We start from the raw sequence: 26016 nt of genomic DNA, 5'->3' as shown, positions 1-26016 counted from the left end.
GGCTGAGAAACGCCAGATGCCCATTGTCGGGCACTAGTGATTTCGATGGGTCTCGACCCTAGTAAATACACCTAGGCAAACCACGTTGTGACTAAGCCCAGTCTTGACCCGTCTGTTCGATAAAATTCGACAATCCATCTGACGTTATCATCCGAACTTCGAACCTTGAGTTCGATTGCCTCTCCGGGATTGATATTGCCGTTGAAAAATACGTTGCGCCGCATCAGTTGGGACGGCGGCAGAGTATCCTCGATCGCTCTCATGGCAAGTGCCTGGAAATTTGCAAAATAGAGCAGTCCCGCGCCGTTGAATTCCTCTTGGAGACTCGGACGGATGATCATTGTTCTGGAAAGCCTAAGCTCTGCTAGGGAGATATCGGAGACAACATCTGATTGACCGCGCCGGAACGCCGCTGCCGCTGCAGCAAGGGAATTGGAGAGGCGAGGCTGGGCCAGGCCCGTGGTCACTCCCATCCTGGTCAGCGATCGGTTGTCGCCGCCTGTTTCTCTCGCAACGAACGCCGACAGGATTTCGACAACAGCAATTATACCGGCATCAATAGACACATAGTGGATGCTGGCGTGCTGTGTGCGAGACACTTGCGACATAGAGGAATGAACGACCAGCACATCGTTGGCTCTGGCCAATTCAAGGCGCGCCTGCATAAGCGATGTGGCACAGATCGCGGCATATGCCTCGCGTCCATCGGGCGTCCGGAAGTCGGCGTCTTCCATGTCCATTTGCTGCGCTAGCATCAGCCAGTGGCGATGTCCGAGCTCTTTCATCAGCCATGTCTCGGACAGGCCAAAAGGATTGAGATGCGGCATGCCGAGAAGGATATGGGGATCAAGCGCGCGCTCCATCAGCTCGCGCTTGGCGGACGTTTTCGTCGAGGTATTGAGAAATGCGACACTCATCTGATCATCGACCCGTCGCGGTTTGTCTGAAGGACTTCTCGTCGGCCCTCTCAAGGTAGCCCGCCAGGTGGCCGACCACGTGTTCCGCATCCTTGCCCACCGCCAGAAAGCGACCCGAGCCCCAGGTCCAGAGCCATGGCAGGCCGAGCACATAGACACCGTCTATACCCGTCACACCGCGTCGCTGGACTGGATAGCCGGTGCCATCGAAGATCGGCAGTCCGACATAGGACCAGTCCGGTGTGAAACCCGTAGCCCAGATGACGGACGAGATGCCTTCGGCGGCAAGGTCGAGTTCCGCCGGTTCCGACGCCGGTTCCCATAGGGGAGAATAGACGCTGGCCGGTGGCGCATCGATGTTATGGGCGGCGATATGCTTGTCGATCAGGGCGTTGATGCCATTATAGACCCGGTCGGCATTATCGAGATTGGCCTTGAGGTTCGGCGCAAACAGCATCTTGCCGCCAGACACGCCCTCCATCCGGCCGTACAGCTTCATCCCCTCAAGCGCGAATTTCCTGAGGTCGAGATCGCGCCCGCCGTCACGGCCAGTGAGGTAGTGGTTGGTATCGTGCTTCTTCTTGGTCATCCCGTCATGTTCGACGGTGATCTCGTATTGCCCAACATCCGAGAGCCAGTCGACGACGTCCCGGCCGCGATAGAAACGGGCGCATCGCGGTGCGTTGCCGGTGACCATGTGCACTTTGCGACCGGCGAGATGCAGGTCCTCGGCGATCTGGCAGCCGGACTGGCCGGAGCCAACGACGATCACCGCGCCTTCCGGCAGTTGCTGCGGATTGCGATAATCGACTGTGTGAAGCTGCAGGATCTCGTCCGGCAGCCGCTCGGCGGCGCGCGGGATTGCCGGCCGAGCATAAAGGCTGGTCGCTAGCACGACGCTGTCCGCCGTCACGGTCCCTGCCGATGTTTCGACGCTGAACGCGCCGTGTGGCATACGTTCGACCAATCTAACGGTGGTATTCTCAACGACCGGCGCATCGACCTTTTTGATGAAGCGCTCGACATAGGCGATTATCTCGTCCTTGACCATGAAGCCATGCGGATCGTCCCCGTCATACGGGTGGTCGGGAAGCTGGCATTGCCAGTTCGGCGTCACCAGGCAGAATGCATCCCAACGTTCGTCCTTCCATTTGTGAGTGATGGTCTTCTTCTCGAAGACGACGTGATCGATGCCGTGTTTCTTGAGGTAATGACTGGCGGAAAGCCCGGCCTGACCTCCACCGACGACAACTGCAGAATAATGCTGCTTGAGATTATGGGGCATCGACTGATCCTCTCAGAGAATAAAGGTATCGCAGCGGACGCGGGCGCCCGCGTCCTTCAGGAAGGGTTCGGCGGCACTTTCTATGCGGGCAAGCTGGTCGTTCGCGGACGAACAGGCGAACCCGTACTTCGCCTCCACCCGATCGCTTGCGATCTTGAGAGCCTTGCGGCTGCGGTCGACGAAATCCGCCACCGGATAGCTTTCTCCTTCGGTGAAAAACTCACGGATGATCAGCGAAGGAGAGTAGCAGCTCTCTTCCTGACCATCGGGCCACGTTATGACAAAGCGCATTTCAGGCATCGGTAGTCTCCTTCAAGGTTGCGTATGCGACAAGGTGGGCTTCGGCGACACGCCGCCAGGAAAACCGGCCGGCCACGTCCAGCCCTCGCGGGATGACGCGGTTGCGGATTTGCGGGACGAGGGCCAGCGCCATGGCTTCGGCGATCGAGGCCGAATGACGCGGGTCGCACCAGATGACATCGTCGCCGGCGAGATATTCGGTGAACGGCGCGATCGACGAGACGATAACTGGCACGCCGCTCGCCATCGCCTCCAGAACCACGAGCCCGAAGCCCTCGTTCAGCGAGGGGAAGACCAGCGCATCCGCGAGACGGTAAAGGTTCGGCATGTCCTCGTCGGCGACCGGGCCGATGAGGTGGACGGCGGAGGCATGTTCGCGCAGCAGCGCCAGTTCAGAGCGGAATTCATCCTGGTAACCCCCGTGGTCCAGCAGCGACGCGCCGCCGGCGATCACCAGCTGCGCTTCCGGCTGTACGGCGCGCAATTGCCGGAAGGCATCGAGGATACCGATCGTGTTCTTGCGGGCTTCCACCCCACCGATACTGAGGAATAAGGGGCCTGCGGGAAGTTTGAGACGATCCCTCAGTGCCGTCTGCTCCCCGCTCCAGTTCGGCGAATAACGTGTGGTATCGACGCCGTTGCCGACGACGGATGCCGATTTTCCTTTTCCCTCCAGATAGTGCTGCCACTTGGCGCTGACGGTGAAGAAGAGGGCGGCCTCATCGACGGAACGGTCCTGCAATTCCATCAGCCGCGGATCGGCGAACTGATCGACATGGTGGACGGTTCGTGCATATCGTCGGATGAAGCCACGTTGCTTCAGCACCGCCATCGCATTGCCGGAAATGCCGTCATGGGCGTGGAAGACGTCGAATGCGCGCGCTGCCGGCTTTTCGAAATGCCGCACATAGTCTGCGATCCGCTGTTCTACCATGGCGGTCACGTCGGAGACGGTGGGGCCGACGGGAAACGGCATCGCGCCACATTCCGCCTTGCGGAAAAAACCGTTTCCTTTGGAATCGGGAGCGTGCAGGACGACGTCATGGCCCAGCGCCGTCAGTGCCTCGGAAAGCTGCATGGCGTGGACAACGCCGCCGCGCGGATTGGTCGAATGGGCGAGCATGGCGATGCGCAGAGGACGGTTCATGCAGCATCCTCCCGTTCTCGTCTTTCGTCGGCGGCTGCCGGTCCAAGGCCCAGGAGCGGCACCCTGGCATGGTCGCGGATGACCGCGCGGTTGCCATCGGCGCTGATGGCGACCTCGCTGCCGGCATTGACCGTGCCGATAGCGGCGGCGACGATGCCGCGCGCGGTGAAGGTTTTGAGGACGGCTTCCAGATTCGCGGGCGCGACCGACAGGAGGTAGCCGTAACTCGGAAACGTCGACAGCCAGCGCTCCAGCGCGACGCTTTCCGGCAGCGGGATGGCCGTCAGATCGATATCGATGCCGACCCCGGAGCACTCCGCCAGCATGATCGCCGTGCCGGGTATGCCGCCCTGGCTGATATCCTTCGCAGCGAAAGCCAGTTCGGCTTCAGCAATCCCGGCCATGATTTCGAGGTCGCCACGCAGCCGCCCAGGCGGCGCGTCGGTTGCTGCCTCCCAGTTGTTGAACGGCTCGCGATAACGGCCGCGATGATCGACGGCGGCGAGCAGGATGTCGCCCGGCTTAGCATCGAAACTCGTCAGCAGCTTTTTCGCTCGGCCGAGGATCGCCACAGAAAGCTGGTGGCGGTCGGTGCGGATATTGGTATGGCCACCGACGATGGGCACGCCATAGGCGGCGGCCGCAGCGCGCATTCCTTCCAGTACCGGAGAGGCATTCACCTCGCCATTCGCCCAGACCGCATCGACCACGGCAACCGGTCGGCCGCCCATGGCGACGACGTCGGAAATATTGACCATCACCCCGCACCAGCCGGCAAACCACGGATCGGCTGCGACGAATTCATTGATGAAGCCTTCGATGGCGAAGAGGAGATAGCCGTCGCCATCGGGCAGGGCGGCACAGTCATCTCCGACGGCGACTGGCTGGCCCCCCAATCCCAGACCGGCGGCAACCGGACCGATGTCCGCCTTAGCGGCGATGCCGGAAGAGGCGGCAAGTTTGGCGGCGAGTGCCGTGACATCGATCGCCATGGTCACGCCGCCTTCTTCGGTAGAGCCACGAAACCGGCTTCCGGTGTGGGGCAGGGCGGATACCAGGCGAGGTTGGCCTTCATCCGGAGATGCGGTTTGCCGTAAATTTCGAATTCCTCGACCACATCCCAATGGAGCCGGCGGAAGAGCAGGCCGTTCTGCACCTGCACATTGGCGAGGAAGGTGTGGCAGCCGATCGCATTGGCCGAGGAAACGGCTAGTTTTATCAGTGTTGCGCCAAGCGCACCGATCTTGCGGAAATCCTCGTGGACGGCGAGGCGCGAACCCCACCACTGCCCCGGTTCTTCCTCGTGGATGCGCACCGTGCCGACCAACCGGTCGGAGGCGACGCCCATCATCGACAGTGCAACGATGGGGATGGCGTGGTCGTCGATCGCGTCCCGGTCGTCCTGGTCGAAAATCTTCTGCTCATCGCAAAAGACGGCACGGCGAAGCGCATGGGCTTCCCGCCTTTCCCAATATGATGTGGCGAACTTCACCTGGAACTCGGCGGCGCGATAGGGGGCGAAGGGTTCGAGCATCATTTGGTCAGCATCCTTTCGTAGGTCGAAAGGGCTGAACAGGCCCCGCATTTGCCGCAGCCGGCCTTGATGTCGGCGGCCTTCAGGCCGCTGTCGATGAGCATTTTCGAGAGCGGAGACAGGATCGAATGCATGAAGTCCGGCTTCGGCGCCGGATGGCTTTCGAGCGGCGTGCCGGAGATCGGCACGAAGGGCACGACGAAGGGGTAAACACCGATGGCAACGAGCTTCTCGCAGATGTCGAGGATCGCTTCGCGAGTATCGCCGAGACCGGCGAGAATATAGGTCGAGACCTGGCCGCGGCCGAAGACCTCGACCGCGGCTTTGAAGGAGGCCATGTATTTCTCGATCGAGACCTGCGCCTTGCCCGGCATGATGCGCGCCCGGATTTCCGGTGTGACGACTTCGAGATGCATGCCGAGCGCGTCGACGCCGGCATCCTTCATGATCTGGAACCAGCCATCGTCTTCCGGCGGCTCACATTGTGCCTGGATCGGGATGTCGACAGCTGCCTTGATGGCGCGTGCGCTGTCGGCGAGAATGGACGCCCCGCGATCGGAGCCCTTCGGTGTGCCCGTCGTCATCACCATATGCTTGACGCCATCGAGCTCGACGGCGGCCTTGGCAACTTCCGCCAATTGCTCGGGCGTCTTGTGAGCAATGGTGCGGCCGGCGGCGAGCGACTGGCCGATGGCGCAGAACTGACAGGTCTTGGTGCGGCTTTGATAGCGGATGCAGGTCTGCAGCACCGTGGTTGCCAGCACATCGCGGCCGTGCAGGACGGCGACCTGCGAATAGGGAACGCCATCCGCCGTGCTGCGCTCGTAGAAGCGGGGCCGCAGCGGGAAGGAGACTTCGCCAAGCACGCGGCCATCGCGGCTGATGCGGCTCTTGCCTTCCTCATCCGGTTTTTCGACCAGATAGGGGCTTTCGAAGGCGGGTGCGGTGTGGACAGGAACCATGACGGTCATGCCGTCAATAGTCATCGGCTTGTGGTCAGAGGGGCCGGCGCCGCCACGGCGGCTTTCATGACCCGCCTTCGGATCAACCAGCCTGGCTCCGAAGGACTGCAACTCGTTGATCAGAATCTCGGTCGGAAGACGTGTTGTCGAAGTGTCCATCGGAATTGCTCCTTTCGGTGGAAGCGGGGGCGGTTTCGAAAGATGTCCGGGAGGCGACCATTGGTGCGGTCGCACGTCCGTCGATGACGAGATGCAAGAGTTCGGGTCGGGCGTAGTGACCGACGGAATCCATCATCCGCTTGCGCTTGACGATCAGGCTCATATCGAGGTCGGCGATCACCATGCCTTCACCCTCGGCGAGGGGTGGGGCGAGGTGCTTGCCTTCCGGAGAGACGATCGCCGTCATGCAGCCGCCGCGCAGGGCCTTTTGCAGCCCCTGGTCCGGCGTGATCGAGGTGATCTGTTCGTCGGTCAGCCAGCCTGTCGCATTGACGACGAAACAGCCGCTTTCCAGGGCATGATGGCGGATCGTCACTTCTATCTGCTCGGCGAAGATCGGCCCGACCATCGAGCCCGGGAACTGGGCGACGTGGATCTCCTCGTGCTGGGCCATCAGCGCGTAGCGGGCGAGCGGATTATAGTGCTCCCAGCAGGCAAGCGCGCCGATCCGGCCGACATGGCTTTCGACCACCGTGAGGCCCGAAGCATCGCCCTGACCCCAGATCATCCGCTCATGGAAGGTCGGGGTGATCTTGCGGCGCTTGAGGATCAGCGCCCCGTCGGCGTCGAAAACGAGCTGGGTATTGTAAAGAGAGCCATGGTCGCGCTCGTTGACGCCAAGCACGACGACGATGCCGTGATTGCGAGCTGCTGCGGCGATGGATTCCGTCGCGGCGCTCGGCACGGTGACGGCCTCGTCGTAGAGCCGGACATGTTCCTTGCCGGAAAGCACCGGCGGCAGGACAAAGGAGAAATAGGGATACCAAGGCACGAAGGTTTCCGGGAAGACCACCAGTTCGGCACCCTTGCCCGCGGCCTCATGGATTGCTTCCAGAACCCGGGCCAGCGTCTTTTCCCGTGAGGTGAGATCAGGTGCGATCTGCACTGCGGCGGCCCGCACAATTGATTTCTTTTCCATGGCGAACTCCTTTTGGGCGGATGAAAGCGGGGCCCCGCCCCGCCTCCGGTCGGTCAGAGCGTCCAGGTGTCGAGGATGAAGGCGCCGTCGCGGCGGTGGATCAGGATGAGGTCGAGGACATCGAGCGGGCTGATCGGGGTGATGCCGGGGATCAGCGAGCCTTCGCCATGGCCGTAAAGCGCCTGCAGCGCGAAACGGCAGGCATAGACCTTGCCACCTTCTTCCATGAAGCCCTTGATCTGGTTGTTGAAGTTGAGATGGCCCGGAAAAGCTTCCGCTCCGAGTTTGGGGAAGCCACGCTGCACGCCAAGCGTTACGCCGGGACCGTAAAGCAGCACGGACGTCTCAAAGCCTTTGCGCTTGAGGCGCTTGGCCTGGAGAAGGTTGACGAGACCGATCGATCCCTCGAAGGCGACGGTATGGAAGGTGATGAGGGCTTTCTCACCCTCCTTGGCCTGGACATCCTCGAAGACCTTTTCTTCGTAATCGACAAGGAAATCGCCGTCGGCATGGGCGGGTGCGGTAACTGCGGGCATGAATGGCTCCTATGTTGATGTCAGGCCCCGTCGCGGGGTACGCCATTCAATTGCAAAGGCCATGCCAATATGAAGTTTGCCTAAAATGCGTTCAAATTGTCGAAGAAAGCATTCAATTCTCCCGTCATTTACTTGCTCTGCACTTCTCGTTGCCGAAAGCTGCGCCAAAAGGCTGCCGAAAATGGAAGCGACAATGCACATAATGAATACCTCCAATATGCATTCAATTTTGCGAGTGAGTGTTTGCGAGCGGCTGCTAGCGCCTCGAGCCACAAGAAAACGCGGCCGGTATATTATTTTAGGTGACAAGAGGCCGATGCAACAATATACGGTCAATAAAGACAGTTTAACCGGATTGCGGACACATGAAACGATGGGTTCCCGACCTCAGCCGCAGCAGCGGCCCGCGCTACATGGCGATCGCCGATGTCATCGAACTCGACCTGCGCAGCGGTAACCTTGTCGTTGGGGATCGACTGCCACCGCAGCGGGAACTCGCCAAGCAGCTCAACATCGACTTCACGACGGTCGCACGCGGTTATGTAGAAGCGCAAAAGCGCGGGCTGGTGAAGACTCATGTTGGCCGCGGTACGTTCGTGACCGGTGGCCTGGAAAAGGAGCGGCTCGGTTTCTCCTCCGATGCCGTTCCTGATATCCGGCGAACGTCGGCGGTCGATTTCTCCATGAACATGCCGCCGGAGCCGGACGACCCGGATCTGCTGGCCCGCATGCGGGAAGGGCTGTCGTCAGTCGCGACAAATCTCGTCTCTCTGCTTCGTTACCAAGGCTTTGGTGGTGCTGGCATGGACAAGGAGGCGGCGGCTGCCTGGCTTAGCCGGCGCGGGCTGGTGCCGTCGCAGGAGCGGATATTCGTCACCCCCGGAGCGCATCCGGCGCTGCTGGCGATCTTCGGCATGCTGGCAAAGCCGGGCGAAACGGTGCTTTCGGAAAACATCACCTATCCCGGCATGCGGTCGATCGCCGCGCAGCTGCGCCTCAACCTCGTCGGCCTGCCGATGGATGAGGACGGCATTATTGCCGCCGCATTTGCCGAGGCCTGCGAGACGCGAAAGCCCAAGGCTCTCTATCTCAATCCGACGCTGCAGAACCCGCTGACGCTAACCATCCCGGAAGGACGCCGCGCCGAGATCTGCGCCGTTGCCCGCAAGTATCACGTGCCGATCGTCGAGGACGATGCCTATGGCTTCATCCCGCAGCATAGCCCGCCGCCGCTCGCCGCCATGGCGCCGGATTTGACCTGGCATATCGGCGGGCTCGCCAAATGTATCGGTGCAGGTCTCAGGCTCGCTTACGTGGTCGCGCCAGACTCGAAGGCAGGCTGGCCGTTCGTCGCAGCGATGCGCGCCAATAACGTTATGGCCTCGCCGCTTGCCACCGCGCTTGCCACGCGCTGGATAGAGGACGGAACGGCCGACAGCATCCTGCGCTTCATCAGAGCCGAAGCCGCAGCACGGCAGGCGCTTATCGCGGACGTGCTGCCCGCTGGCAGCTATCGCGGCGACGCGATAAGCTTCAATATCTGGCTGCCGCTCGTTCATGGCTGGACGCGTTCGACATTCGGAAGCCACATGCGTTCCTCCGGCCTAGGTGTCGTCGCGAGCGATGCCTTCACGGTCGATGGACCTGCGCAGGAAGCGGTTCGCGTCTGCCTCGGAGGACCGATCCAACGGGACAAGCTGAAGGCCGCCGTGGGATTCATGGCCCATGCGCTTGAAGGCGCACCCGAAATGTCCGGCTCCTTTTTCTAGAGAATGTGCTAAACGCCCGAATGCCTGATAGATCCTGCGTGACAGCATCACTGCGCCGGTCGGTTGGAAACCGCCTCCCAGACCTTTGGCAATGGTGACGAGATCGGGCACGATATCTTCCTGCTCCAAAGTGAAAATCGTTGGGCGCCGATTGAAACTCATGCCGCGGATCTGTCTGGTGCCCGGAAGCCTCGACCCAATAAGCCGGAGCGTCGAATGCATATTGACAGATGGACGCGAGCGGATTTGCTGTTGCCAAGTGCAAACTACCTGCCCTTCGCCAGCAACGGATCTGCCAGCCAGTCATTCCCGGCAACGTTCGTCTCGCGCAGGTAGTCAACGAAGACGCGTACGGCGGGCGAAACCTCCCGCTTGCTGGGAAACACCAAACTGACCGGCAGCGGCGGGAGCGACCACTCTGGCAACACTCGTTCGAGTGTTCCCTCAAGAATGTCGTTACCACACAAATAGGCGGTCACAGCGGCGATCCCGGCGCCACCCCTCACCAGTGCGCAGATTGTCAACATATCGTTGACCTCAACTCTGGCCGTCGGTGAGATATTCCGGCTCTCATCTCCCCTAACCAGACGCCACGGTCGCGGCTTACTGCTCGCCGTCGGCAAGTCGATGATCTGATGGGAAAGCAAGTCTTGCGGTTCGTTCGGGTGATCGCATCGATCCAGGTAGGATTTTGCCGCACAGATATATTGCGTCAGTGTCCCGAGGCGGGTGGCGACCAGTGCTGAATCGGCAAGCGGTCCCATGCGGATCGCCACGTCCACCTGTTCGGAAACCAGTTCAGCATTGCGGCTGGTGAGGTCGATCGAAACGCTGATCTCCGGATAACGATCAAGAAAGCCAGGCAACTGTCGGCCGAGAACATTTATGCCGAACCCGATTCCGGCGCTGATCGTGAGCCTGCCACGCGGCGTGTCCGCCAAACTGGTTGTGAAGACCGCAACGTCTTCAAGTCCGGCGAGCAGATCCCGAGCGCGCTCGTACAGCGCTTGGCCCGCCTGCGTCAGCGCCACATCGCGTGTCGTCCGCTGGAACAATCGGATTGCCAAATCACGTTCGAGCCGGCTGATCGCCCGGCTGACGCTCGACTTGGGCATACCGAGGGCGGTCCCTGCGTCAGAGAAACTGCGCAGACCGGCCACCTTGTTGAAGACGCGCAAGTCATTGAGGTCAATCATCAGGATCCATTGTTCCATTCCGTAGACGATAAGTCCACGGAACGGATCGATCCTTTTGTCGATTCGCATCGTTCCCTGCCAAAGCGAAACAGGAAAACAACCATGACAAACATATCGACACTTGTTGTCGGCGCGTCCGGCAAATTCGCCGGTCATGTCGTGCCCGCTCTGGCCGTCCGCGGGGCGCACATCCGTGGTCTCGTCCGGGACCACAGCCGAGAGAGTTCGGTCCGTGAACATGGAGCAGCAGAAACGGTGGTCGCGGACTTGACCGATCCGAAGAGTGTCGCGACCGCGCTCGAAGGCATAGAGCGGGTCTTCTACATCGCACCGGCTTTCATCCCCCGCGAGGCCGATATTGGCCGAAATTTCGTGACGGCCGCGGTCCGCGCGGGTGTCCGGCGGATCGTATTTTCCTCGGTCTTCCATCCTGTGATCGCCGGCCTTTCAAACCATTCCGCCAAGGCTTCAGTCGAAGACATGATTCTCGAATACGGGATCGAATACAGTTTCCTGCACCCCGCGCTTTACTTTCAGAACTTCGAGGCGATGTGGAAGAAGGTGGCTGTGACCGGCGTACTGGCTGAGCCTTGGTCCTGTGACACACGCTTCAGCAGAGTCGATTACCGTGACGTCGCCGAAGTCGCGGCCATCGCCCTCACTGAAGACCGCCTGCTCTACGGCACGTATGAGCTCGCGTCCGACGGCTGGCTTAACCGCCACGACGTTGCCCGCCTCATGGGCGAAGCGCTTGGCCGATCGGTTCGGGCAGAGCGGATCGATGCGAACTCGCTTGGTGACGACATTGCACCCTTGAGGCCGATGTTCGCGCATTACGACCGCACCGGCTTGCGCGCCAACGCTCTGACGCTGCGAGCGATTCTCGGCCACGAACCGCGCCAGCTCGCCGAGTACTTCAATGAACTCGCGGCCACCGAGACGAAGCGATAAGAGCCAGACGAACGTTCGTCGTGACAAGGGTAGCTGACGGCACAGGCGCCTACTCGAACGGTTTATCGCGAGTGGCGAAAATGTGCTCGCCACCGACACCGACGAGGAGGCGCTAGGTAAACTGGCGGACGTAATCGCAAGCGATCGCCTCATCGTCAAAGCCGGCGACGTTACGAGCGAGCGGGAGTACGGCGCATTTGCTGACCTGGTGCGGGGCAGCTGCCTTCTTCTGCTCAATCGCATCTGGATGTCGGCGATGACGCGCACCCGCGCCACGCCCGACAACGTGCCGACGCCGCTGATGGGAGAGTATTTCGCGCAGCGCGCGGCCGCCGGGCTGATCGTGACTGATTACGATGCTGCGAGCAAATATCCCTCCTGCTGATCATCCATTGCGGTCCCGTTGATCGTGACCGAATATCCTCCTGTCGCGTCAACTCTCGAAACCGAAATTTCGTATTTGCCGTTGGGCAGTTCCAGCGCAGCCGAGTAGCCATCCCATCCGGCCGGCAGCACAGGCTTGACGTGCAACCGCCCGCTTTCGGTGCGAATACCGAGGATACCTTCGATTGCGACGCGATAGAACCACCCGGCCGAACCGGTATACCAGCTCCAGCCGCCGCGGCCCCTGAGGTCACCTTCTCCATAAACGTCGCCGGCGATTACATAGGGCTCGACGCGATAGGTCTCCGCAGAGGATTTGTCGAGTGCGTGGTTGATCGGATTGAGCATTTCGACCGCGCGCCAGGCATCTTCGCCGCGGCCCATCCGGGCTAGGGCAAGAGCCGTCCAGGTGGCTGCATGGGTGTATTGGCCACCGTTTTCACGGACGCCCGGCGGGTAGGCCTTGATCACACCCGGATCATTGACCGGTTTGACGAATGGCGGCGTCAGCAGGCGGATGAGCTTACCCTCATCATCAACCAGTTTATCGAGGACCGCGTTCATGGCCATGTTGCTGCGATCGGCATCTCCCTCGCCCGAGAGCACGCTCCAGGATTGGGCAATCGAGTCGATCTTGTCTTCCGTCGACTGGCTGGAGCCGAGAGGCGCGCCGTTGTCGTAGTAGCCACGGCGATAATATTCGCCATCCCAGCCGGTCGTTTCGATCGCGGCTTTGAGCTTTTCAAGATGATCCGACCAACGGCTGACGCGTTGCGTATCGCCGCGCGTTTCCGCGTAGGCGATGAAGCGGCGCAAGGCGCCGGCGAGGAACCATGCCAGCCACACGCTCTCGCCACGGCCGGCGATGCCGACACGATCCATCTTATCGCACCAGTCACCGCTCATCATCAGCGGCAGACCGTTGACGCCCGTGCGCTTGATCGTAAGATCGAGGCCGAGAGCGGCATGTTCGTAGAGTGATGCTGTCTCGTCGGAAACACGCGGCTGCAGGAAGGCGTCGTACTGCCCGGGGCTGAGCTGCGCACCTTCGACAAAGGGCAGCATCTCGTCCATGATCGAGGCGTCGCCGGTCACGGTGCAATATTGGTCGAGGGCATAGGCGAGCCAGACCGGATCGTCGGAGATGTTCGTGCGAACGCCGGCACCGCTATCTTCCAGCCACCAATGCTGGAAATCGCCTTCCGGGAACTGACGGCGGCCGGTATTGAGGATTTGCTTGCGGGCGATCTCAGGCGAATGCAGCAGGAAGGCCAGCGAATCCTGCAACTGGTCGCGCAGGTTCCACGCACCGCTCGACTGATAGAAGGCGGTGCGGGCCATGATGCGGCAGCTATAAGTCTGATAGGGCAGCCAATTGTTGACCATGAAGTCAAGCCGCTGGTCCGGTGTCGAGACATGCGCCTTGCCGGTGAAGCTCTTCCAGAACTCACGCGTCTTCTCAAGAACCTCTGCAAAACCGATGGAGCGGATGTCGGCGATGAGAGCTGCCGCTTCTTCCTGCGAGGGGGCGTCACCCATATAGAAGCAGATGTCGCGCACTTCGCCCGGCTCGATCGTCAGATCGAATGCCATGGCAGCTGCCGGATCACCATCGAGATCGACGGCGTTGGAGAGCCGCGAGCCGGCCGAAACCGTGCGCGGCTGCTGGATCGTTCCGTGCCGGCCGATGAACTCGCGGCGGCTGGTGGAGACGCTCGATGGTGCTTCGCTTGCAGCGAATGCCGCCACACGCGTCCCGAAGCTTACGCTGAACGGATTTTTCGCGAAGACCGCTCCACTCTCGCTGTCGAAGCTCGATATGATGAAGGGCTTGCTCTTCGTCGGGTTGTTGCCAAGAATCCATTCGGCATAGCCGTAGAGACGCAACTTGCGTGCTTCACCTGCATCGTTGCGGATGCGCAGCTGGGTCAGCTTAACGGGTTTTTCCATATTCAGGGTCTGGGTGACTTCCAGGGAAATCTCGTCCTGAACCGTCGAAAAGACCGAGTAGCCGAGGCCGTGGCGGGCTTCGAAGCGCGTGTCTGAGCGCTGTGCCAGTGACGCGTAGGGCACGATGACGGAGCCACGATCGAGATCCTTCAAGTAGAAGGCCTCACCCGGGCGGTTTGTGACCATGTCGTTGGTCCAGGGCGTCAGCTGATGGTCGCGGGAATTCTGGCTCCAGGTGAAGGCGGCGCCTTCCGCCGAGACATGGAAGCCGAAGCTCTCGTTGGCTATGATGTTGACCCATGGATGCGGCGTCTGTTCGCCGCCGGACAGGCGCACGACATATTCGCTGCCATCGGCCGCAAAGCCGCCATAACCGTTCCAGAAGGCAAGATCGCTGCCATCGACCGGGGGCGTCCCAGCAGTATCGCGAACCATACGCGGCACCAGGGTGGAGTCGCCCCACTGACCAAGCAGCGCGGGCGAACCGGAAACGGAACGGGCTTTCTGCAGCTGATCGACGAGACTGCCATCGCGACCACGCAACACGACGCGCGAGGCGGCTATGATGGCATCATAGGCTTCAGGAGACGTCAGATCCTTGCGCAGGACGTAGATATTGCGCTGGATGCCGGCGACCTCGCTGGCGTGACGCGCCGCGTCACAGAGCTGGTCGATGGTGCGCTGCATTTCGGCAGCCGCCTCACCGGAGCGTTCGTTGAAGATGACGAGATCGACCTCGACCCCGCGCGATTGCAAGAGGCCCTGCGCACGCAGCAATTCCTTGACGAGATCCGTGCCGAGCTCGTCGGTAATGCGCAAGGTCATCAATGGTGCATCGCCGGAGAGAGTCGCTCCCCAAAGGACGGACTGCGATTTCAGGCCTTCGCGAACTGTCTTATTGTCGGCGCGCAGTGCCATGTCGGGATAGATGATGTAGCGGGCAAAGCGCTGATAGGCGGCAGCCTCCTTCGAATTGACGCCGATCTGGCGCAACTGGCTCTGCGTTCTCGTCCAGGCCTGAACGAGACCCTGGGCAAAGCTTTCCGGCCGGCGATAGTGCTCGACGGCTGCTTCGAGTTCGGCGCGTTCGGCCGCGGCAATGGTCCAGAAGGTTACGCTGACCTCTTCCCCGGCCGGCACGCGAAGCGTCCGACGCAGCGACAGGCAGGTATCCATCGTGAAGCCACTGCTATTGGAAAGTTCCGCACCGGCATCGAAGGCCGCAGCTTCCGTCAGAGTACGACCCCGTCCAAGAAAGCGCATGCGGTCCGTCTCATGGTAAGTCGGCAAATCTTCGCCGGACGTATCGACGATCAGATGGGCGATGGCGACTTCGGGATCCGTCACGCCGCGCTTTTGGCGCTCGACGAAGATCGCATCACCTTTCGCGGCAACCTCGGTTTTCAGGAACATGCGGGCAAAGACGGGGTGACCCGTATCGACGGCATCGAGAGTGGCGACAGGCTCCATGTACGAGGTCACTTCGATGACCCGATCTTCCGTGCCAGTATTGCTGATCGTCAGGCGGCGGCCTTCCGCATCGTAATTGCTTGCGACGAAGACTTCCATTCCACTTGTCAGCTCACCGACAGTTTTGATGAACTCCGCCTTGTCGTCGCTGAAGCTCACCCGAACATGCTCGTTGGCTATCGAGCGCGGCTCCGCCGTTGCAGACCACCACTCGTTCGATGCCGTATCGCGCATGAAGATGAACGAGCCCCATCGATCCTCGGTCGGATCGGCACGCCAGCGGTTGACGGAGAGATTTTTCCAGCGGCTGTAGCCGGAGCCGGTCGCCGTCAGCATGGTCGAGTAACGGCCGTTCGACAACAGCAGCAACTCGCGCTCCCGTGACGCCGGATCTTCCAGGCGCCGCACTTCCGGACGCATCAGGTCGCCCTGGATGGTCGCGGGCGCATCGGTTTCGTGCTTCGAGGCCATGACGGGGATGTCACGCGGCGCCTTTTCCTGCAGCAGCAATTCGGCTGCCTCGATTATCGGATCCGCATGGAACAGCTCGCGCAGCAGGCCGTCGAAAGCCACGTTGGCAACCGCGGCAATCGACATGCCGTGGTGGTGCGCATAGTAATTATAGACCACCGCGCATTGCTTCCCTTCGGGCACGCGGCTTGCCGTAAAATCGACGGCGTCATGGAAACCATACATGCCGAGTGCACCGACGGCCCGCAACCGCTCGAGGTTTTCGAGGGCTGCGACCGGGTTGTACTGGCTGGCCAGCAACGAGGCGTAAGGTGCGATGACGGCGTTCTGTCCGAGACCGCGTTTCAGACCGAGCGTCGGCACCCCGAAGTTGCTGTACTGATAGTTCATCTGATGATCGCGGGCGTTGAAGGCCGCTTCCGAGATACCCCATGGCGTGCCAAGCTTGCGAGCATAGTTCATCTGCTCGAGAACGATCAGATTGTTGGTCTGGTTGAGAATCCCGCCGCTACGCTCCTGCATGACGAGAGGCGGCATCAGATATTCGAACATCGAGCCGGACCAGGAGACCAGCGCACCGCGCGTGCCGACAGGCACGACATGGCGGCCGAGCTTGTACCAGTGCTCGGTCGGCAGATCACCCTTGGCGACCGAGAAGAGGCTCGTCAGACGCGCTTCCGAAGCGAGCAGATCGTAGCAGGCGGCATCTACTTCTTCCGTCTCGACACGGAAGCCGATCGACAGCAGCCGGCGTTCCGGTCGATAGAGGAAGCTGAAATCCATATCGAAGGCGATTTCACGGGCGCGATTGCCGATCCGGATCAGCCTTTCGCTGATATCAGGTGCCTGTGTGGGATCGAAAGCCTTGTCGACCTGATGAAGTTCGCAGGTTTCGACCAGCTTCTCCGCCCAATGGACGACTTCCTCGCTCCGCGTGGTCTTGACTTCCCTGTCAAGGCTTCCGGCAAGTTCGCGGATTTCCCGAGCCTGCCCGGCAAATCGTTCGATAAGGCCTGAGGAGAATTCCTTCTCGCGTTTACCGGTCGCGACCGCCGCTTCGAGCTCGGCGATACGGCCGTCGAGCCGGTCATGGAGGGATCGGTTCGACCGCGTATCGTCATCAAGCTCCGAAAGCACCTCGCGCAGAATTGCCGCGACATCGCCGATGCCATCGAGATCGGTGTGGATATGGGCAAGGGGAGACTGAGCCCAGATGCGGCATGCGGATGAAACGGCAATCAGATGGCCGGCAAAATTTCCGCTATCGACCGAGGATACATATTTGCGGCCCAGCGGCTTCAACGTGTCGGTATGATACCAGTTGAAGAGGTGACCTTTATATTTTTCCAGCTTTTCGACTGTCTCGATCGTCTGCTCAATGCGCTTGACTGCGTCCTCGAACGAAATCCAGCCGAAACGACGCGCCGAGATGACCGACAGCAGATAGACTCCGATATTGGTCGGCGACGTACGCATGGCGACGACGGCATGCGGCGTCTGCTGAACGTTGTCGGGCGGCAGGAAGTGCTGATCGGGAACGACGAAGTGGTCGAAATAGCGCCAGGTACGTCTCGCGATCTTGCGCAATTCGTTGCGGACGTGGTCGGGCACAACAAGCCGATCCTCGGTTTCCGCCGTCTGGCTGACCAGCCAGGCGATGGCTGGCGACAGCACCCAGAGAAACACGAAAGGAAGCCCGACCAGCCACGCGATGTCGCCGGAAGAGGCGGCGAAGACTAGTGCCAGAATGGCCAGGAGGGGGGCACGCCACATGACCTTGTAATGGCCGAGGATCGTCTTCTGAGCCATGGCCTGCGCACTTGCGGCGGTGCGCCATTGCAACATCAGCCTGCGGCTGACGAACATGCGGTAGAGCGAGCGGCCGATCGCATCAGCCATGACGCAGGCGATGTCGGCGATGAAGATGATGCGCAGCGCCACCTGGGCATTGGCATTCTCAATATCTTTCCAGACGGTATGGAGATGCGCCCGCAGGATGATGTCGCTGGTTCGCGGGATGATGCCATTGATCAGCGACAATGTCGGGGCAACGAACAGGCTGAAGATCAGCAGGATCTGCCAGATAAGCGCGCCGAAAGGATCCATCCAGTACCAACCGAGCACGGAAGCGAAGAACCAGGCGATCGGCGTCAGCGAGCGACGCAAATTGTCGAGCATCTTCCAGCAGCCGAGCGCGGTAATGCCACGGCGCTCGTCGAAAATGTACGGAATAAGCTGCCAGTCGCCGCGTGCCCAGCGATGCTGACGCGAGACCTCCACTTCGTAGCGGATGGGGAAATCCTCAACCAGTTCGCAGTCCGTCACCAGACCGCATCGCGCCATCGAGCCTTCGAGCAGGTCGTGGCTCAATATCGAGTTCTCGCTGATCCGCCCCTTCAGCGAGGCCTCGAAGGCGTCGACATGATAAAGGCCCTTGCCGGTAAAGGTACCCTCGCCGGTGATGTCCTGATAGACGTCGGAAACCGCAAAGACGTAAGGGTCGAGACCGCGATTGACCGAGAAGACGCGCTGGAAGGTCGATGCGTCCTTGCCCGTCGTCAGCGACGGCGTCACGCGCGGCTGCAGCACGCCATAGCCATCGACGACGCGCTGCTTCTTGTGGTCGAAAACCGGGCGGTTGATCGGATGATGCATCTTGCCGACGAGTTTGACGACGGTATCGCGAACAACGCGCGTATCGCTGTCCAGCGTCATGACGTATTTGACGTCGGCCGGCACGAGATCGAAGCCCGCAATAAAACTCGTGTCTTGGCTGCCGCGCAACAGCATATTGAGCTCGTGCAGCTTGCCGCGCTTGCGCTCCCAACCCATCCAGACGCCTTCGGCCGCGTTATACTGTCGGCGGCGATGCAGGAGATAGAAGCGCTGCTTGCCCTCTTCCGAATAACGTGATTCCAATTCGGCGATCTTGCTGCGTGCATAATCGAGAACGTCGAGATCGCGGGTGGTCTCTTCTTCCTCAGCATCCGGCCAGTCGGTCAGGAGTGCGTAGTAGATCTCACCGCGGGCATTGGCAAGGTAATGTACCTCAAGATTGCGGACGAGCTCATCCACGTGCTCGCGCCTGCCGATCAGGGAAGGAATGGTGACGAGGGTGCGGGCGTCGGCCGGCAAGCCCTTCTTGAATTCATAGCCGACGAGACGATCCGGCGTGATGAAGAATGTGGCAAAGAAATTGAAGAGGCCGGTCGCGCCCTCGGATGCCGGGAGCGCGAACATCAACAGCAGAACGATCGTCGCAAACAGCGGCATTCCCGCGTCGACGAATGCCCATTCGACCAAGACGAGCGCCAGCAATGTCAACAGGAGCACCGGGATGGCGATCGAGAGCCAGTTCAGCTTGCGGACCATCCGCATGAACCGCAGGCTGAGCGTCGGCCGGAAGCCGATCTCCGCCTCGAGTGCCGGGCGCCCGTTGCCGACGAAATAGTAGCCGATATTGCTCGCAGATCCGTCCCTGCTTTCATTTTTTGCACGGTCGGTCAGCCGCACGGCGGCCTCGGCGATATCCATTTCTGTCTTGTCGGAGCGCTTTGCAAGCTTTTCGATCTGGCGGCGGTAGCTGTTGCGAGATCCGGCATCGAGCTCTGCATAATCCGTCTGCTGCCAGAGGAGCTTGTCGATGGTGCTGACCTCTTCGACCCACTCCGACCAGTCGGTGTCGTTGATCTCGCGCAGGCTCTTGATAATGCTGCCCATCAGCGCATTGGCCGCGCCGAGACGGATCTGCTCGGCCGACATGACGGCTTCTGCATCCGTTCCCTTGGCGGAAAGCTTTGCCTCCAGCCAGTTCAGCGCAGCTTCGGTTGGTTCCAGCGCATTGCGAAGACGATAATGCAGCTGCGTGACGAAGGTCGTGTCGTCGAGATTGGCGGCCAGCGTTTCCAGATGTTGCGCTGCGCCGGCGTCACCGAGCGAAATTACCTCGGTGGCCGCCGTGTTGGCAGCCGCGCGCATTTCGCGGCTCTTATCGATCTGCGATGCCACCCGGCGAAGATTGTCGATCAACACGTAGCGCACCAGCGAAGGAAGCGCCCAGAGTTCGCCGATCCGCAAGGTTTCGCGGTCCTGGAACCCTTCGGTCACCGCGGTCATGCCGGCATTGCTGATATTGCTGTGCGCATGCGCCATGTAGAGCCAGGCGAGCGCGAGGGTGCGCGGCACCTCCGTGCCGTCGAGATTGATCTTGCGCAGTTCGCGATAGAACTTCTTCGGAAAATCGCGGCGAACTTCCTGGATTGCCTCTTCGACGATGTAGTGGTTGTCGAGTAGCCATTCGGCAGCCGGCGTGATGCTTTCGCCAGCATCGACATCCGCAGCTGCAGCGCGATAGACCCGCAGGATTTCGTTTTCGTTCTCCTTATGCCGGAGATAGAAATCGAAGCCATTGAATTTAAGGAGATCAAGCGTGCGAGTTTCCGCAAACTTTGCTGCCATCGCTCTCAGCTGATCGTTGGACAAAAGAGCGGCGCGAATTCCGAATTCGCGATCCGAATGAGCCATCTGAGGAGTTGGAGCAGAATCGTTGACAGTATCTTTAGATGACATGTGTCTTTCGCTTTTGTCTCGTCGTTTCTCGAACGCAGAGTTCCAGAAACGAGAACCCGGAGCCTGAGATCTTCGTTGCAACACCCCGTTGACGGCAACTGGGGCAATGATTGCCGCTTAACTAGCCGCACCACCCTGAACGCAGGATTAATTGTCTGGGCTGGCAAACTTGGCGGCAGTCGGAGTTGCCGTCTTGAAGCAATCGGCCGTCGTGGCCGAGCTTTCCTGCAAAGCTCCTTAGAGGCAAAACAAAATCATCTAATTCCTGAAATATTGACACACGATCTAACGGCGTATTTGATCCAACAAATTCACACAGGAATGAACTACCAGAAGGGGAGCTTAAATGTCCGTGATCGCACCGACACTTTCTCATGTGCTTCAAAATATTGAGCGGTTCAAGGCAGAGCTAGACAGCAGCGCTGACCTCCGGCGTCGCCTGGCATATGCTCGCGCTTGGTATGCTCTCCAAACCGAAGATGGCAAGTGGCTCTTCGCGCCGATGAAGTTCTGTGCCTATAAGGATATGACCGCGAAGAAATACGACGATAGACGCGATGGGCGTCGAGCGGAGAAGCAGCTACAATCCTGGTTCACCTCCGTGCCCCATGCCGATCATCTTAATCAAGAGTTAACGGAAGCGCTCACTACATTTCTTGCCGGCTACGGCAAATCGCCGAGTACAGCTTGTCGGATCAGCGTAACCAGCGATTTCTACCAAAGCCAAAACAATCGATCGGCAGACGATCATGTTTTGGCTAATCTCTTGATTGCTGTGGCAAGTCGCCTGTCAGCTGAGGAGCGCGTCAGACTGAGAGCCGCCCTCTAGGCGGGAATTCTGGCGTCCCTTAGCCTACCCTGCAGTTTTCCAGCGGAACTTCGTGCCAGTGCGTAAGCTTGCCACGGAGAGATCACGCGACACCTACGATGCGTAGATATTATAAGCCATAGCGCCAGCCGCTATCGGCAATCTCGCGCGGCCATTCGAAGCTTTGAATGCGTGCCCGCAATGAGGCTAGTGCGGCGGAATCCCAGCGCACGTGGAAATTTTTGTCCGACATCACGCAATCCCGAAGTCTCCAGGTTTCCAAAAATTCGCATACCACCGGAACACATTGCCGCACGATTTGTTTCACAGACATCGGTTCACGAATGAAGGAATGGGGCCTCGAAGTGCGCCGCTCAACGAGCGCCGGTGCGGTTGATTCGGAAGGACAAAATGAACGACGAAAGACCTCTCGCAATCGTTTCGGGCGCAGCAAGAGGAATAGGCCGTGCGTGCGTCGAAATCTTCGTTGCACAAGGTTGGCAGGTCGGAGCGCTTGATCAAGACGAAACAGTTCGGACCGCCCTCGCGCAGAACGAAAGAGCGATACCGCTTGTTGCGGACGTCACAGACCCAATCGCGCTTCAAGCGGAGTTGGATCGCCTCCCATCCCCCGCCGCAGCGGTGATCAACGCGGCAGGGGTCTTTCCCCCTACATCTTTAAGTGACTTTCAAATTGAGCAGTACCGGCAGGTATTCGACGTGAACGTCCTAGGGACGCTGCTCTTAAGCCAATTGGTGAGCCGCAGTATGACCGATGGCGGTCTTATTGTTAATCTTTCATCCATCAACGCCTTTGTCCCGCGCCCTGATCAGCTGCTTTACGCCGCAACCAAGGCAGCGATCGTCAGCCTAACGCGGAGCATGGCGGCTGATCTGGCACCCAGGCGGATTCGCGTGAACGCGGTTGCGCCCGGTCCGGTTGACACTGAGGGGGTAAGAGGACTTGGTGGCCGTTTGGAGGAAGCCGCCGGGCAGGTTCCGCTTGGACGGGTCGCGTCTCCGTCCGAGATCGCCGATCTTATCTTTTGGCTCGTTGAGGGTCGAGGTGCGCAATTTGTCACCGGCGAGACAGTTGTCTGCAGCGGTGGCTTGTTCATGCGTTAGGAGCGATCCATCCAACAACGGAACACTCGAAGGCCCTTAGCAACCATGCAAAGGCAGTGACTATCGGCAACTTTCACCGAGGTAACCTCTATTGCGACGTCATCACATTCCCTTCGGATTATAGTCGCCAGGTTTCCCAGGTTATTGAGCTTCAAGGTGCCGAAATCTGAACGCACTGCGAGATGGCCGGTTTCACCGGCGGATATCCGCGCTCCACAATCGGAACGGAATTCCCGCGGCCCAGCATATCCGTTGATGAGTATCCGGATGCAGAGTATCGACAAACTATGAGGATGGTATGACCTCACTCCTCGAAAATATATATGTCGCCTTCCTTCAGCGCTGCAAGAAATGCCTCTCTGGCTTCGTTTTCTTCAATTTTTCCCTGCTGAACCGCCATAAGTGCTTTCATCGCAGCGTGATAGGCTTGACCATCTTCGAGCGTCGGCCACTCGTTGAGCATGAATTCCGCCGCGCGCTCCGCGCTGGAGATTGTCAAACGGTCTCCCGTCTTCCGAGTTTCGACTATGACGGGCTTACTCCACCATTGAGCCATGAGCTTTCTCCTTGTCGCGCTCAACGTCCCGTCAGGTGGAATGTTCCGGAAACGGTATTTCTGAGCCCCGTAGCAATTCCAGGGGTTGACTTCAAAAACGGGTCAATCCGCAGCTTTTGAGACAAAGCCGTCCCAGCCGGCCATGGCGATCTCGGCCACGCTTTGGAGCTCGGCTCTTTCCGCTCCGTCACGGGCGCGGATTGCCATCCCGCTCTGAACGGTCTGGAGAAACCTGCAGACCATGGCGATATCGAGGGCCGGGGGAAGCTCTCCTTCGTCGACCGCCTTTTTCAGACGCGACGCGAGCACATCGAAAGCTAGCCCCCGTGTCGAGCGCATCAGCTCGGCAAGTTCCTCGTGTCCATCGCTGCCGACCGTGCCGAGGGTCGCCAGACAACCGTGAGGCAGGTCGCAGTCTGAACCGGTCATGGCGGCGGCCGAGTCATGAAGGTACGCTTTCACCGCCTCGCGTGCCGTGGTCGCATCACGGAAACGTCCCCAGACCAGATGTTCGTAGTAAGAAGCGTAGTACCTCAGTGCTTCCGCATAGAGCTCGTCCTTCGAGCCGAACGCCGCATAGAGGCTTGTCGTCGCGATGCCCATGGCTTCCGTCAGATCAGAGATCGACGTCGCTTCGTAACCTTTGATCCAAAACATCCGCATGGCGCAGGTCAGGGCTGCGTCACGGTCGAACGCGCGGGGACGGCCACGTGCGGAACCTGTCGTTGGGGCTTTCGATGATGTCCCGTTTCGATCTTTTTGCATCGATCGCTACTTAAACCCGTTGACTCCCATTTTCAACGTCCATATGCATTATGTATCGATCACTACATAAATGGAGTCGAGATGATTGATCTGAAGGGAAAGAGAGCGCTTGTGACCGGTGGCTCTCGCGGTATAGGGGCAGCAATCGCTCTTGCGCTTGCCGAGCATGGCGCCGATGTTGCATTGACGTTTCAGAATTCGACGGATCGCGCGAGGGCGGTCGTCGCCTCGATTGAGGCCCACGGTCGGCGCGGCATAGCGATCCAGGCCGACAGCGCGGATCCGACCGCGATCCGGCGGGCGGTCGATGAAGCGGCAAAGGAGCTTGGCGGCCTCGACATTCTGGTGAACAACGCCGCGATCGCACTCTACGGAGCGATTGCCGACATCAAGGTCGAGGACATCGATGCGCTCCTTGCGGTAAATGTCCGCGGCACCATTCTTTCGACGCAGGCCGCCCTTCCGTATCTCGGCGCCGGCGGGCGAGTGATCACGATCGGCTCCGCCGGTGCCGACCGCATCGTCGGCGCGACGGGCACAGTCTACTTCATGACGAAATCGGCACTCCAGTCTTTCACCCGGGGCTTAGCACAGGAACTGGGACCGCGCGATATCACGGCCAATCTCATACAACCGGGCTCGACGGATACGGAGATGAACCCGGCGGACGGGGAATATTCCGAATTCCAGCGGAACCTCATCCCGTTGGGTCGATATGGGGCACCTTCAGACATCGCTACCGCCGTGACATTTTTGGCGAGTCCTGCGGCAAGGCAGGTCACCGGCGTGACCCTCAACGTTGACGGCGGGTTGAACACCTGAGCGCAGCGGTTCCTTCACGAGGGCTGGCGACGGTCGTGACATTCTTCTCATCGATCAACATGAGGTCGAACGGCCATGTGAAAGCTTTGTTCTCGGGCTGTGGCCAACAGGTCCTTATGACTGGATCTCGCGTGGGAAGGACGCAAGACCATGTTCTTTTAAGCCAACTTGTCAGGTCGTCTCAAGTTGCGTTGCGCCCTTGCGGACGGTTGCCAACTCGAGACTTAATTTAGCTGAGTTGGCACCATTTTGGTGAAAGTGATTGGATTGCATGTTGGGGACCGGCGCCTTTTCACAGGGCATTTGATTAAGCAGTTCCGCAATATGTATCAGATATTTCGAAAAGCTTTGGAACGTCTCGCTTGTCCGGGAGTTTATGACGCGGTGATCGACAATTGGATGGGCGTAGATGCTGAGCGTTAGCATTGCGGTGCGAACAGGCGGAACAATTGAGCTTCAATCGGGAATTTTCGACGACAAGGAAGCTGCAGCCCTCATCTCCTTGATGACGCGATCGTCTCAGGTGGAGGCTACGGATATAATCCACGAAACGCGGCGCTGGGGAATTTGCAGACGTAGAGCGGATAATTTCGAGGTTTTGACCAAAATCCTATAAGGTTTTACGGCTTGCTGGCACCTGTAGAAGTGCCAGGCCACTGAAAGAGCACACTCTATTGCCTTGCCATTCGAGGCGTCTGATGAATGGACTAATTCCGTCGATGAATATCACGTCGGAGCGAGTGGCCTTTCGGCCTCTCGCTCCGTCTCCTCGCGCTGATCCTCCGCTCGCTGCCAATCGCCGAGATGGCGCCCTTCGGGCGTCCCTTCTTCCTCCCAAATCCTGTAGGCACGCTTACGGCATTTTTCGTCATCTTGTTCTTCGTTGACGGCCAGTAAAGTTTCTTCCTTTAGCCAAAGATGGATTGTTTTCCTTCGGGCAAGCCGATCGTAAGAGCATTTCCTTCGTGAGGTCGTCGAAGGAGAATATTTTCCACTTCGCTGCCATGAGCAAATCAAGCTCGATCGAAGAAGGGCCGAACCGAACGAACAGATCTTCGGCCGTCGCGTCATCGAGTCCGTATTTCTTCTGGAAATCCGCCAGAGAATAGGCGGCACCTCTTATCGTCCGGCGCCGTTCGAAAGGCCGTTGCATTTCCATATCTGATGATCCTCCTTATTCCGCTCCAAGCAACTCGATCGGCGAGCTGAAAGTTCCGTCGAGGGTGAAATATTGAGCTCGTGCAATGATCAATGCGGCTTGCGGGCTACGTTTATGGGGGTACGTTAGCCCGGCCTCTTTGGCTGTGGAGACAATTTGCCAGCGGCTCTGTTGGTCTGCTTGTTCCATAGCCGCGCTGCTT

The 26016-nt window shown here is 59.6% G+C and carries 22 protein-coding genes; 6 read left to right on the top strand and 16 right to left on the bottom strand.

Annotated features, from left to right (window positions below; genetic code table 11):
* Positions 1-71 precede the first annotated feature (71 nt).
* Genes DQ393_RS30570 through DQ393_RS30530 form a run of 9 tightly spaced genes read right to left on the bottom strand, consistent with a single transcriptional unit; the run spans position 72 to position 7819 of the window.
* Positions 72-917, bottom strand: a complete 846-nt coding sequence (locus DQ393_RS30570) for a Pnap_2097 family protein (protein ID WP_181592452.1) — start codon at positions 915-917, stop codon at positions 72-74.
* 4 nt (positions 918-921) lie between these two features.
* Positions 922-2202 carry an MSMEG_0569 family flavin-dependent oxidoreductase gene (locus DQ393_RS30565; protein ID WP_112345443.1) on the bottom strand — a complete coding sequence of 427 codons (1281 nt, stop codon included), beginning with the start codon at positions 2200-2202 and terminating at the stop codon, positions 922-924.
* Positions 2203-2214: 12 nt separating this feature from the next.
* A complete protein-coding gene (locus DQ393_RS30560) occupies positions 2215-2502 on the bottom strand; it encodes an MSMEG_0570 family nitrogen starvation response protein (RefSeq protein ID WP_112345442.1) in 288 nt (95 codons plus the stop codon).
* Positions 2495-3649, bottom strand: coding sequence for an MSMEG_0565 family glycosyltransferase (locus DQ393_RS30555; protein WP_112345441.1), 1155 nt, complete (start codon positions 3647-3649; stop codon positions 2495-2497). Before DQ393_RS30555 ends, DQ393_RS30560 begins: the two co-directional genes overlap by 8 nt.
* A complete protein-coding gene (locus DQ393_RS30550; RefSeq protein WP_112345440.1) occupies positions 3646-4641 on the bottom strand; it encodes a sll0787 family AIR synthase-like protein in 996 nt (331 codons plus the stop codon). The genes DQ393_RS30555 and DQ393_RS30550 overlap by 4 nt, the downstream gene beginning before the upstream one ends.
* A gap of 2 nt (positions 4642-4643) precedes the next feature.
* Complete coding sequence (locus DQ393_RS30545) at positions 4644-5186, bottom strand: MSMEG_0567/Sll0786 family nitrogen starvation N-acetyltransferase (RefSeq protein ID WP_112345439.1); 543 nt, start codon at positions 5184-5186, stop codon at positions 4644-4646.
* Entirely contained in the window at positions 5183-6304 is a 1122-nt protein-coding gene (locus DQ393_RS30540) for an MSMEG_0568 family radical SAM protein (RefSeq protein WP_181592451.1), read from the bottom strand. Before DQ393_RS30540 ends, DQ393_RS30545 begins: the two co-directional genes overlap by 4 nt.
* Complete coding sequence (locus DQ393_RS30535; protein WP_112345438.1) at positions 6228-7283, bottom strand: Nit6803 family nitrilase; 1056 nt, start codon at positions 7281-7283, stop codon at positions 6228-6230. Before DQ393_RS30535 ends, DQ393_RS30540 begins: the two co-directional genes overlap by 77 nt.
* A 53-nt stretch (positions 7284-7336) precedes the next feature.
* Positions 7337-7819, bottom strand: coding sequence for an MSMEG_0572/Sll0783 family nitrogen starvation response protein (locus DQ393_RS30530; RefSeq protein ID WP_069610638.1), 483 nt, complete (start codon positions 7817-7819; stop codon positions 7337-7339).
* Positions 7820-8184: 365 nt separating this feature from the next.
* Between DQ393_RS30530 and DQ393_RS30525 the strand changes: the two genes are divergently transcribed.
* Positions 8185-9588: a PLP-dependent aminotransferase family protein gene (locus DQ393_RS30525; RefSeq protein WP_112345437.1), complete on the top strand. Its 1404-nt coding sequence runs from the start codon at positions 8185-8187 to the stop codon at positions 9586-9588.
* Positions 9589-9854: 266 nt separating this feature from the next.
* On the opposite strand, the gene DQ393_RS30515 is transcribed toward DQ393_RS30525, so the two are convergent.
* Complete coding sequence (locus DQ393_RS30515; protein ID WP_146759005.1) at positions 9855-10940, bottom strand: LysR family transcriptional regulator; 1086 nt, start codon at positions 10938-10940, stop codon at positions 9855-9857.
* Here DQ393_RS30515 and DQ393_RS30510 point away from each other — a divergent pair.
* Both DQ393_RS30510 and DQ393_RS34020 read left to right on the top strand, forming a co-directional pair.
* The gene (locus tag DQ393_RS30510) at positions 10887-11735 is read left to right on the top strand and encodes an NmrA family NAD(P)-binding protein (RefSeq protein WP_245430512.1); all 849 of its coding nucleotides are present in this window, start codon (positions 10887-10889) and stop codon (positions 11733-11735) included. The genes DQ393_RS30515 and DQ393_RS30510 overlap by 54 nt on opposite strands.
* Before the next feature lie 82 nt (positions 11736-11817).
* Entirely contained in the window at positions 11818-12120 is a 303-nt protein-coding gene (locus DQ393_RS34020; protein ID WP_245430511.1) for a hypothetical protein, read from the top strand.
* On the opposite strand, the gene DQ393_RS30500 is transcribed toward DQ393_RS34020, so the two are convergent.
* Positions 12087-20579 (bottom strand): GH36-type glycosyl hydrolase domain-containing protein, encoded by an 8493-nt coding sequence (locus DQ393_RS30500; RefSeq protein WP_112345435.1) that lies wholly within the window; start codon positions 20577-20579, stop codon positions 12087-12089. The genes DQ393_RS34020 and DQ393_RS30500 overlap by 34 nt on opposite strands.
* Positions 20580-20925: 346 nt before the next feature.
* Between DQ393_RS30500 and DQ393_RS30495 the strand changes: the two genes are divergently transcribed.
* On the top strand, positions 20926-21408 hold the full coding sequence (locus DQ393_RS30495; RefSeq protein WP_112345434.1) for a hypothetical protein: 483 nt from the start codon (positions 20926-20928) through the stop codon (positions 21406-21408).
* Positions 21409-21517: 109 nt separating this feature from the next.
* Here DQ393_RS30495 and DQ393_RS34170 read toward each other — a convergent pair whose 3' ends face one another.
* The gene (locus DQ393_RS34170; RefSeq protein WP_281024059.1) at positions 21518-21640 is read right to left on the bottom strand and encodes a hypothetical protein; all 123 of its coding nucleotides are present in this window, start codon (positions 21638-21640) and stop codon (positions 21518-21520) included.
* 158 nt (positions 21641-21798) lie between these two features.
* Between DQ393_RS34170 and DQ393_RS30490 the strand changes: the two genes are divergently transcribed.
* Entirely contained in the window at positions 21799-22512 is a 714-nt protein-coding gene (locus DQ393_RS30490) for an SDR family NAD(P)-dependent oxidoreductase (protein ID WP_112345433.1), read from the top strand.
* Between the two features lie 304 nt (positions 22513-22816).
* Here the strand turns inward: DQ393_RS30490 and DQ393_RS30485 are convergent, their stop codons facing one another.
* Together DQ393_RS30485 and DQ393_RS30480 are read right to left on the bottom strand one after the other, a co-directional pair.
* Positions 22817-23068 (bottom strand): DUF982 domain-containing protein, encoded by a 252-nt coding sequence (locus DQ393_RS30485; protein WP_112345432.1) that lies wholly within the window; start codon positions 23066-23068, stop codon positions 22817-22819.
* Positions 23069-23170: 102 nt separating this feature from the next.
* On the bottom strand, positions 23171-23833 hold the full coding sequence (locus tag DQ393_RS30480) for a TetR/AcrR family transcriptional regulator (RefSeq protein WP_432422047.1): 663 nt from the start codon (positions 23831-23833) through the stop codon (positions 23171-23173).
* Between the two features lie 81 nt (positions 23834-23914).
* On the opposite strand from DQ393_RS30480, the gene DQ393_RS30475 reads away from it, so the two are divergent.
* Positions 23915-24655, top strand: coding sequence for an SDR family NAD(P)-dependent oxidoreductase (locus DQ393_RS30475; protein WP_112345430.1), 741 nt, complete (start codon positions 23915-23917; stop codon positions 24653-24655).
* A gap of 726 nt (positions 24656-25381) precedes the next feature.
* On the opposite strand, the gene DQ393_RS34015 is transcribed toward DQ393_RS30475, so the two are convergent.
* Together DQ393_RS34015 and DQ393_RS34010 are read right to left on the bottom strand one after the other, a co-directional pair.
* On the bottom strand, positions 25382-25495 hold the full coding sequence (locus DQ393_RS34015) for a DUF2934 domain-containing protein (RefSeq protein ID WP_245430517.1): 114 nt from the start codon (positions 25493-25495) through the stop codon (positions 25382-25384).
* A 28-nt stretch (positions 25496-25523) separates the two neighbouring features.
* Entirely contained in the window at positions 25524-25814 is a 291-nt protein-coding gene (locus DQ393_RS34010; RefSeq protein ID WP_145646888.1) for a hypothetical protein, read from the bottom strand.
* Positions 25815-26016 lie beyond the last annotated feature (202 nt).

Origin of the sequence: Martinezella tropici, from assembly GCF_003287875.1 — a bacterium.
Taxonomy (GTDB): Bacteria; Pseudomonadota; Alphaproteobacteria; order Rhizobiales; family Rhizobiaceae; genus Rhizobium; species Rhizobium tropici_C.
The sequence above is the reverse complement of the archived record's forward strand: the minus strand, read 5'-3'. Positions and strand labels throughout refer to the sequence as shown.

Coding starts and splice junctions, on each gene's coding strand:
- DQ393_RS30570 (WP_181592452.1), bottom strand. CDS start 917: ATGAGTGTCGCATTTCTCAATACCTCGACGAAAACGTCCGCCAAGCGC.
- DQ393_RS30565 (WP_112345443.1), bottom strand. CDS start 2,202: ATGCCCCATAATCTCAAGCAGCATTATTCTGCAGTTGTCGTCGGTGGA.
- DQ393_RS30560 (WP_112345442.1), bottom strand. CDS start 2,502: ATGCCTGAAATGCGCTTTGTCATAACGTGGCCCGATGGTCAGGAAGAG.
- DQ393_RS30555 (WP_112345441.1), bottom strand. CDS start 3,649: ATGAACCGTCCTCTGCGCATCGCCATGCTCGCCCATTCGACCAATCCG.
- DQ393_RS30550 (WP_112345440.1), bottom strand. CDS start 4,641: ATGGCGATCGATGTCACGGCACTCGCCGCCAAACTTGCCGCCTCTTCC.
- DQ393_RS30545 (WP_112345439.1), bottom strand. CDS start 5,186: ATGATGCTCGAACCCTTCGCCCCCTATCGCGCCGCCGAGTTCCAGGTG.
- DQ393_RS30540 (WP_181592451.1), bottom strand. CDS start 6,304: ATGGACACTTCGACAACACGTCTTCCGACCGAGATTCTGATCAACGAG.
- DQ393_RS30535 (WP_112345438.1), bottom strand. CDS start 7,283: ATGGAAAAGAAATCAATTGTGCGGGCCGCCGCAGTGCAGATCGCACCT.
- DQ393_RS30530 (WP_069610638.1), bottom strand. CDS start 7,819: ATGCCCGCAGTTACCGCACCCGCCCATGCCGACGGCGATTTCCTTGTC.
- DQ393_RS30525 (WP_112345437.1), top strand. CDS start 8,185: ATGAAACGATGGGTTCCCGACCTCAGCCGCAGCAGCGGCCCGCGCTAC.
- DQ393_RS30510 (WP_245430512.1), top strand. CDS start 10,887: ATGACAAACATATCGACACTTGTTGTCGGCGCGTCCGGCAAATTCGCC.
- DQ393_RS30515 (WP_146759005.1), bottom strand. CDS start 10,940: ATGACCGGCGAATTTGCCGGACGCGCCGACAACAAGTGTCGATATGTT.
- DQ393_RS30500 (WP_112345435.1), bottom strand. CDS start 20,579: ATGTCATCTAAAGATACTGTCAACGATTCTGCTCCAACTCCTCAGATG.
- DQ393_RS30495 (WP_112345434.1), top strand. CDS start 20,926: ATGTCCGTGATCGCACCGACACTTTCTCATGTGCTTCAAAATATTGAG.
- DQ393_RS34170 (WP_281024059.1), bottom strand. CDS start 21,640: ATGTCGGACAAAAATTTCCACGTGCGCTGGGATTCCGCCGCACTAGCC.
- DQ393_RS30490 (WP_112345433.1), top strand. CDS start 21,799: ATGAACGACGAAAGACCTCTCGCAATCGTTTCGGGCGCAGCAAGAGGA.
- DQ393_RS30485 (WP_112345432.1), bottom strand. CDS start 23,068: ATGGCTCAATGGTGGAGTAAGCCCGTCATAGTCGAAACTCGGAAGACG.
- DQ393_RS30480 (WP_432422047.1), bottom strand. CDS start 23,833: ATGCAAAAAGATCGAAACGGGACATCATCGAAAGCCCCAACGACAGGT.
- DQ393_RS30475 (WP_112345430.1), top strand. CDS start 23,915: ATGATTGATCTGAAGGGAAAGAGAGCGCTTGTGACCGGTGGCTCTCGC.
- DQ393_RS34010 (WP_145646888.1), bottom strand. CDS start 25,814: ATGGAAATGCAACGGCCTTTCGAACGGCGCCGGACGATAAGAGGTGCC.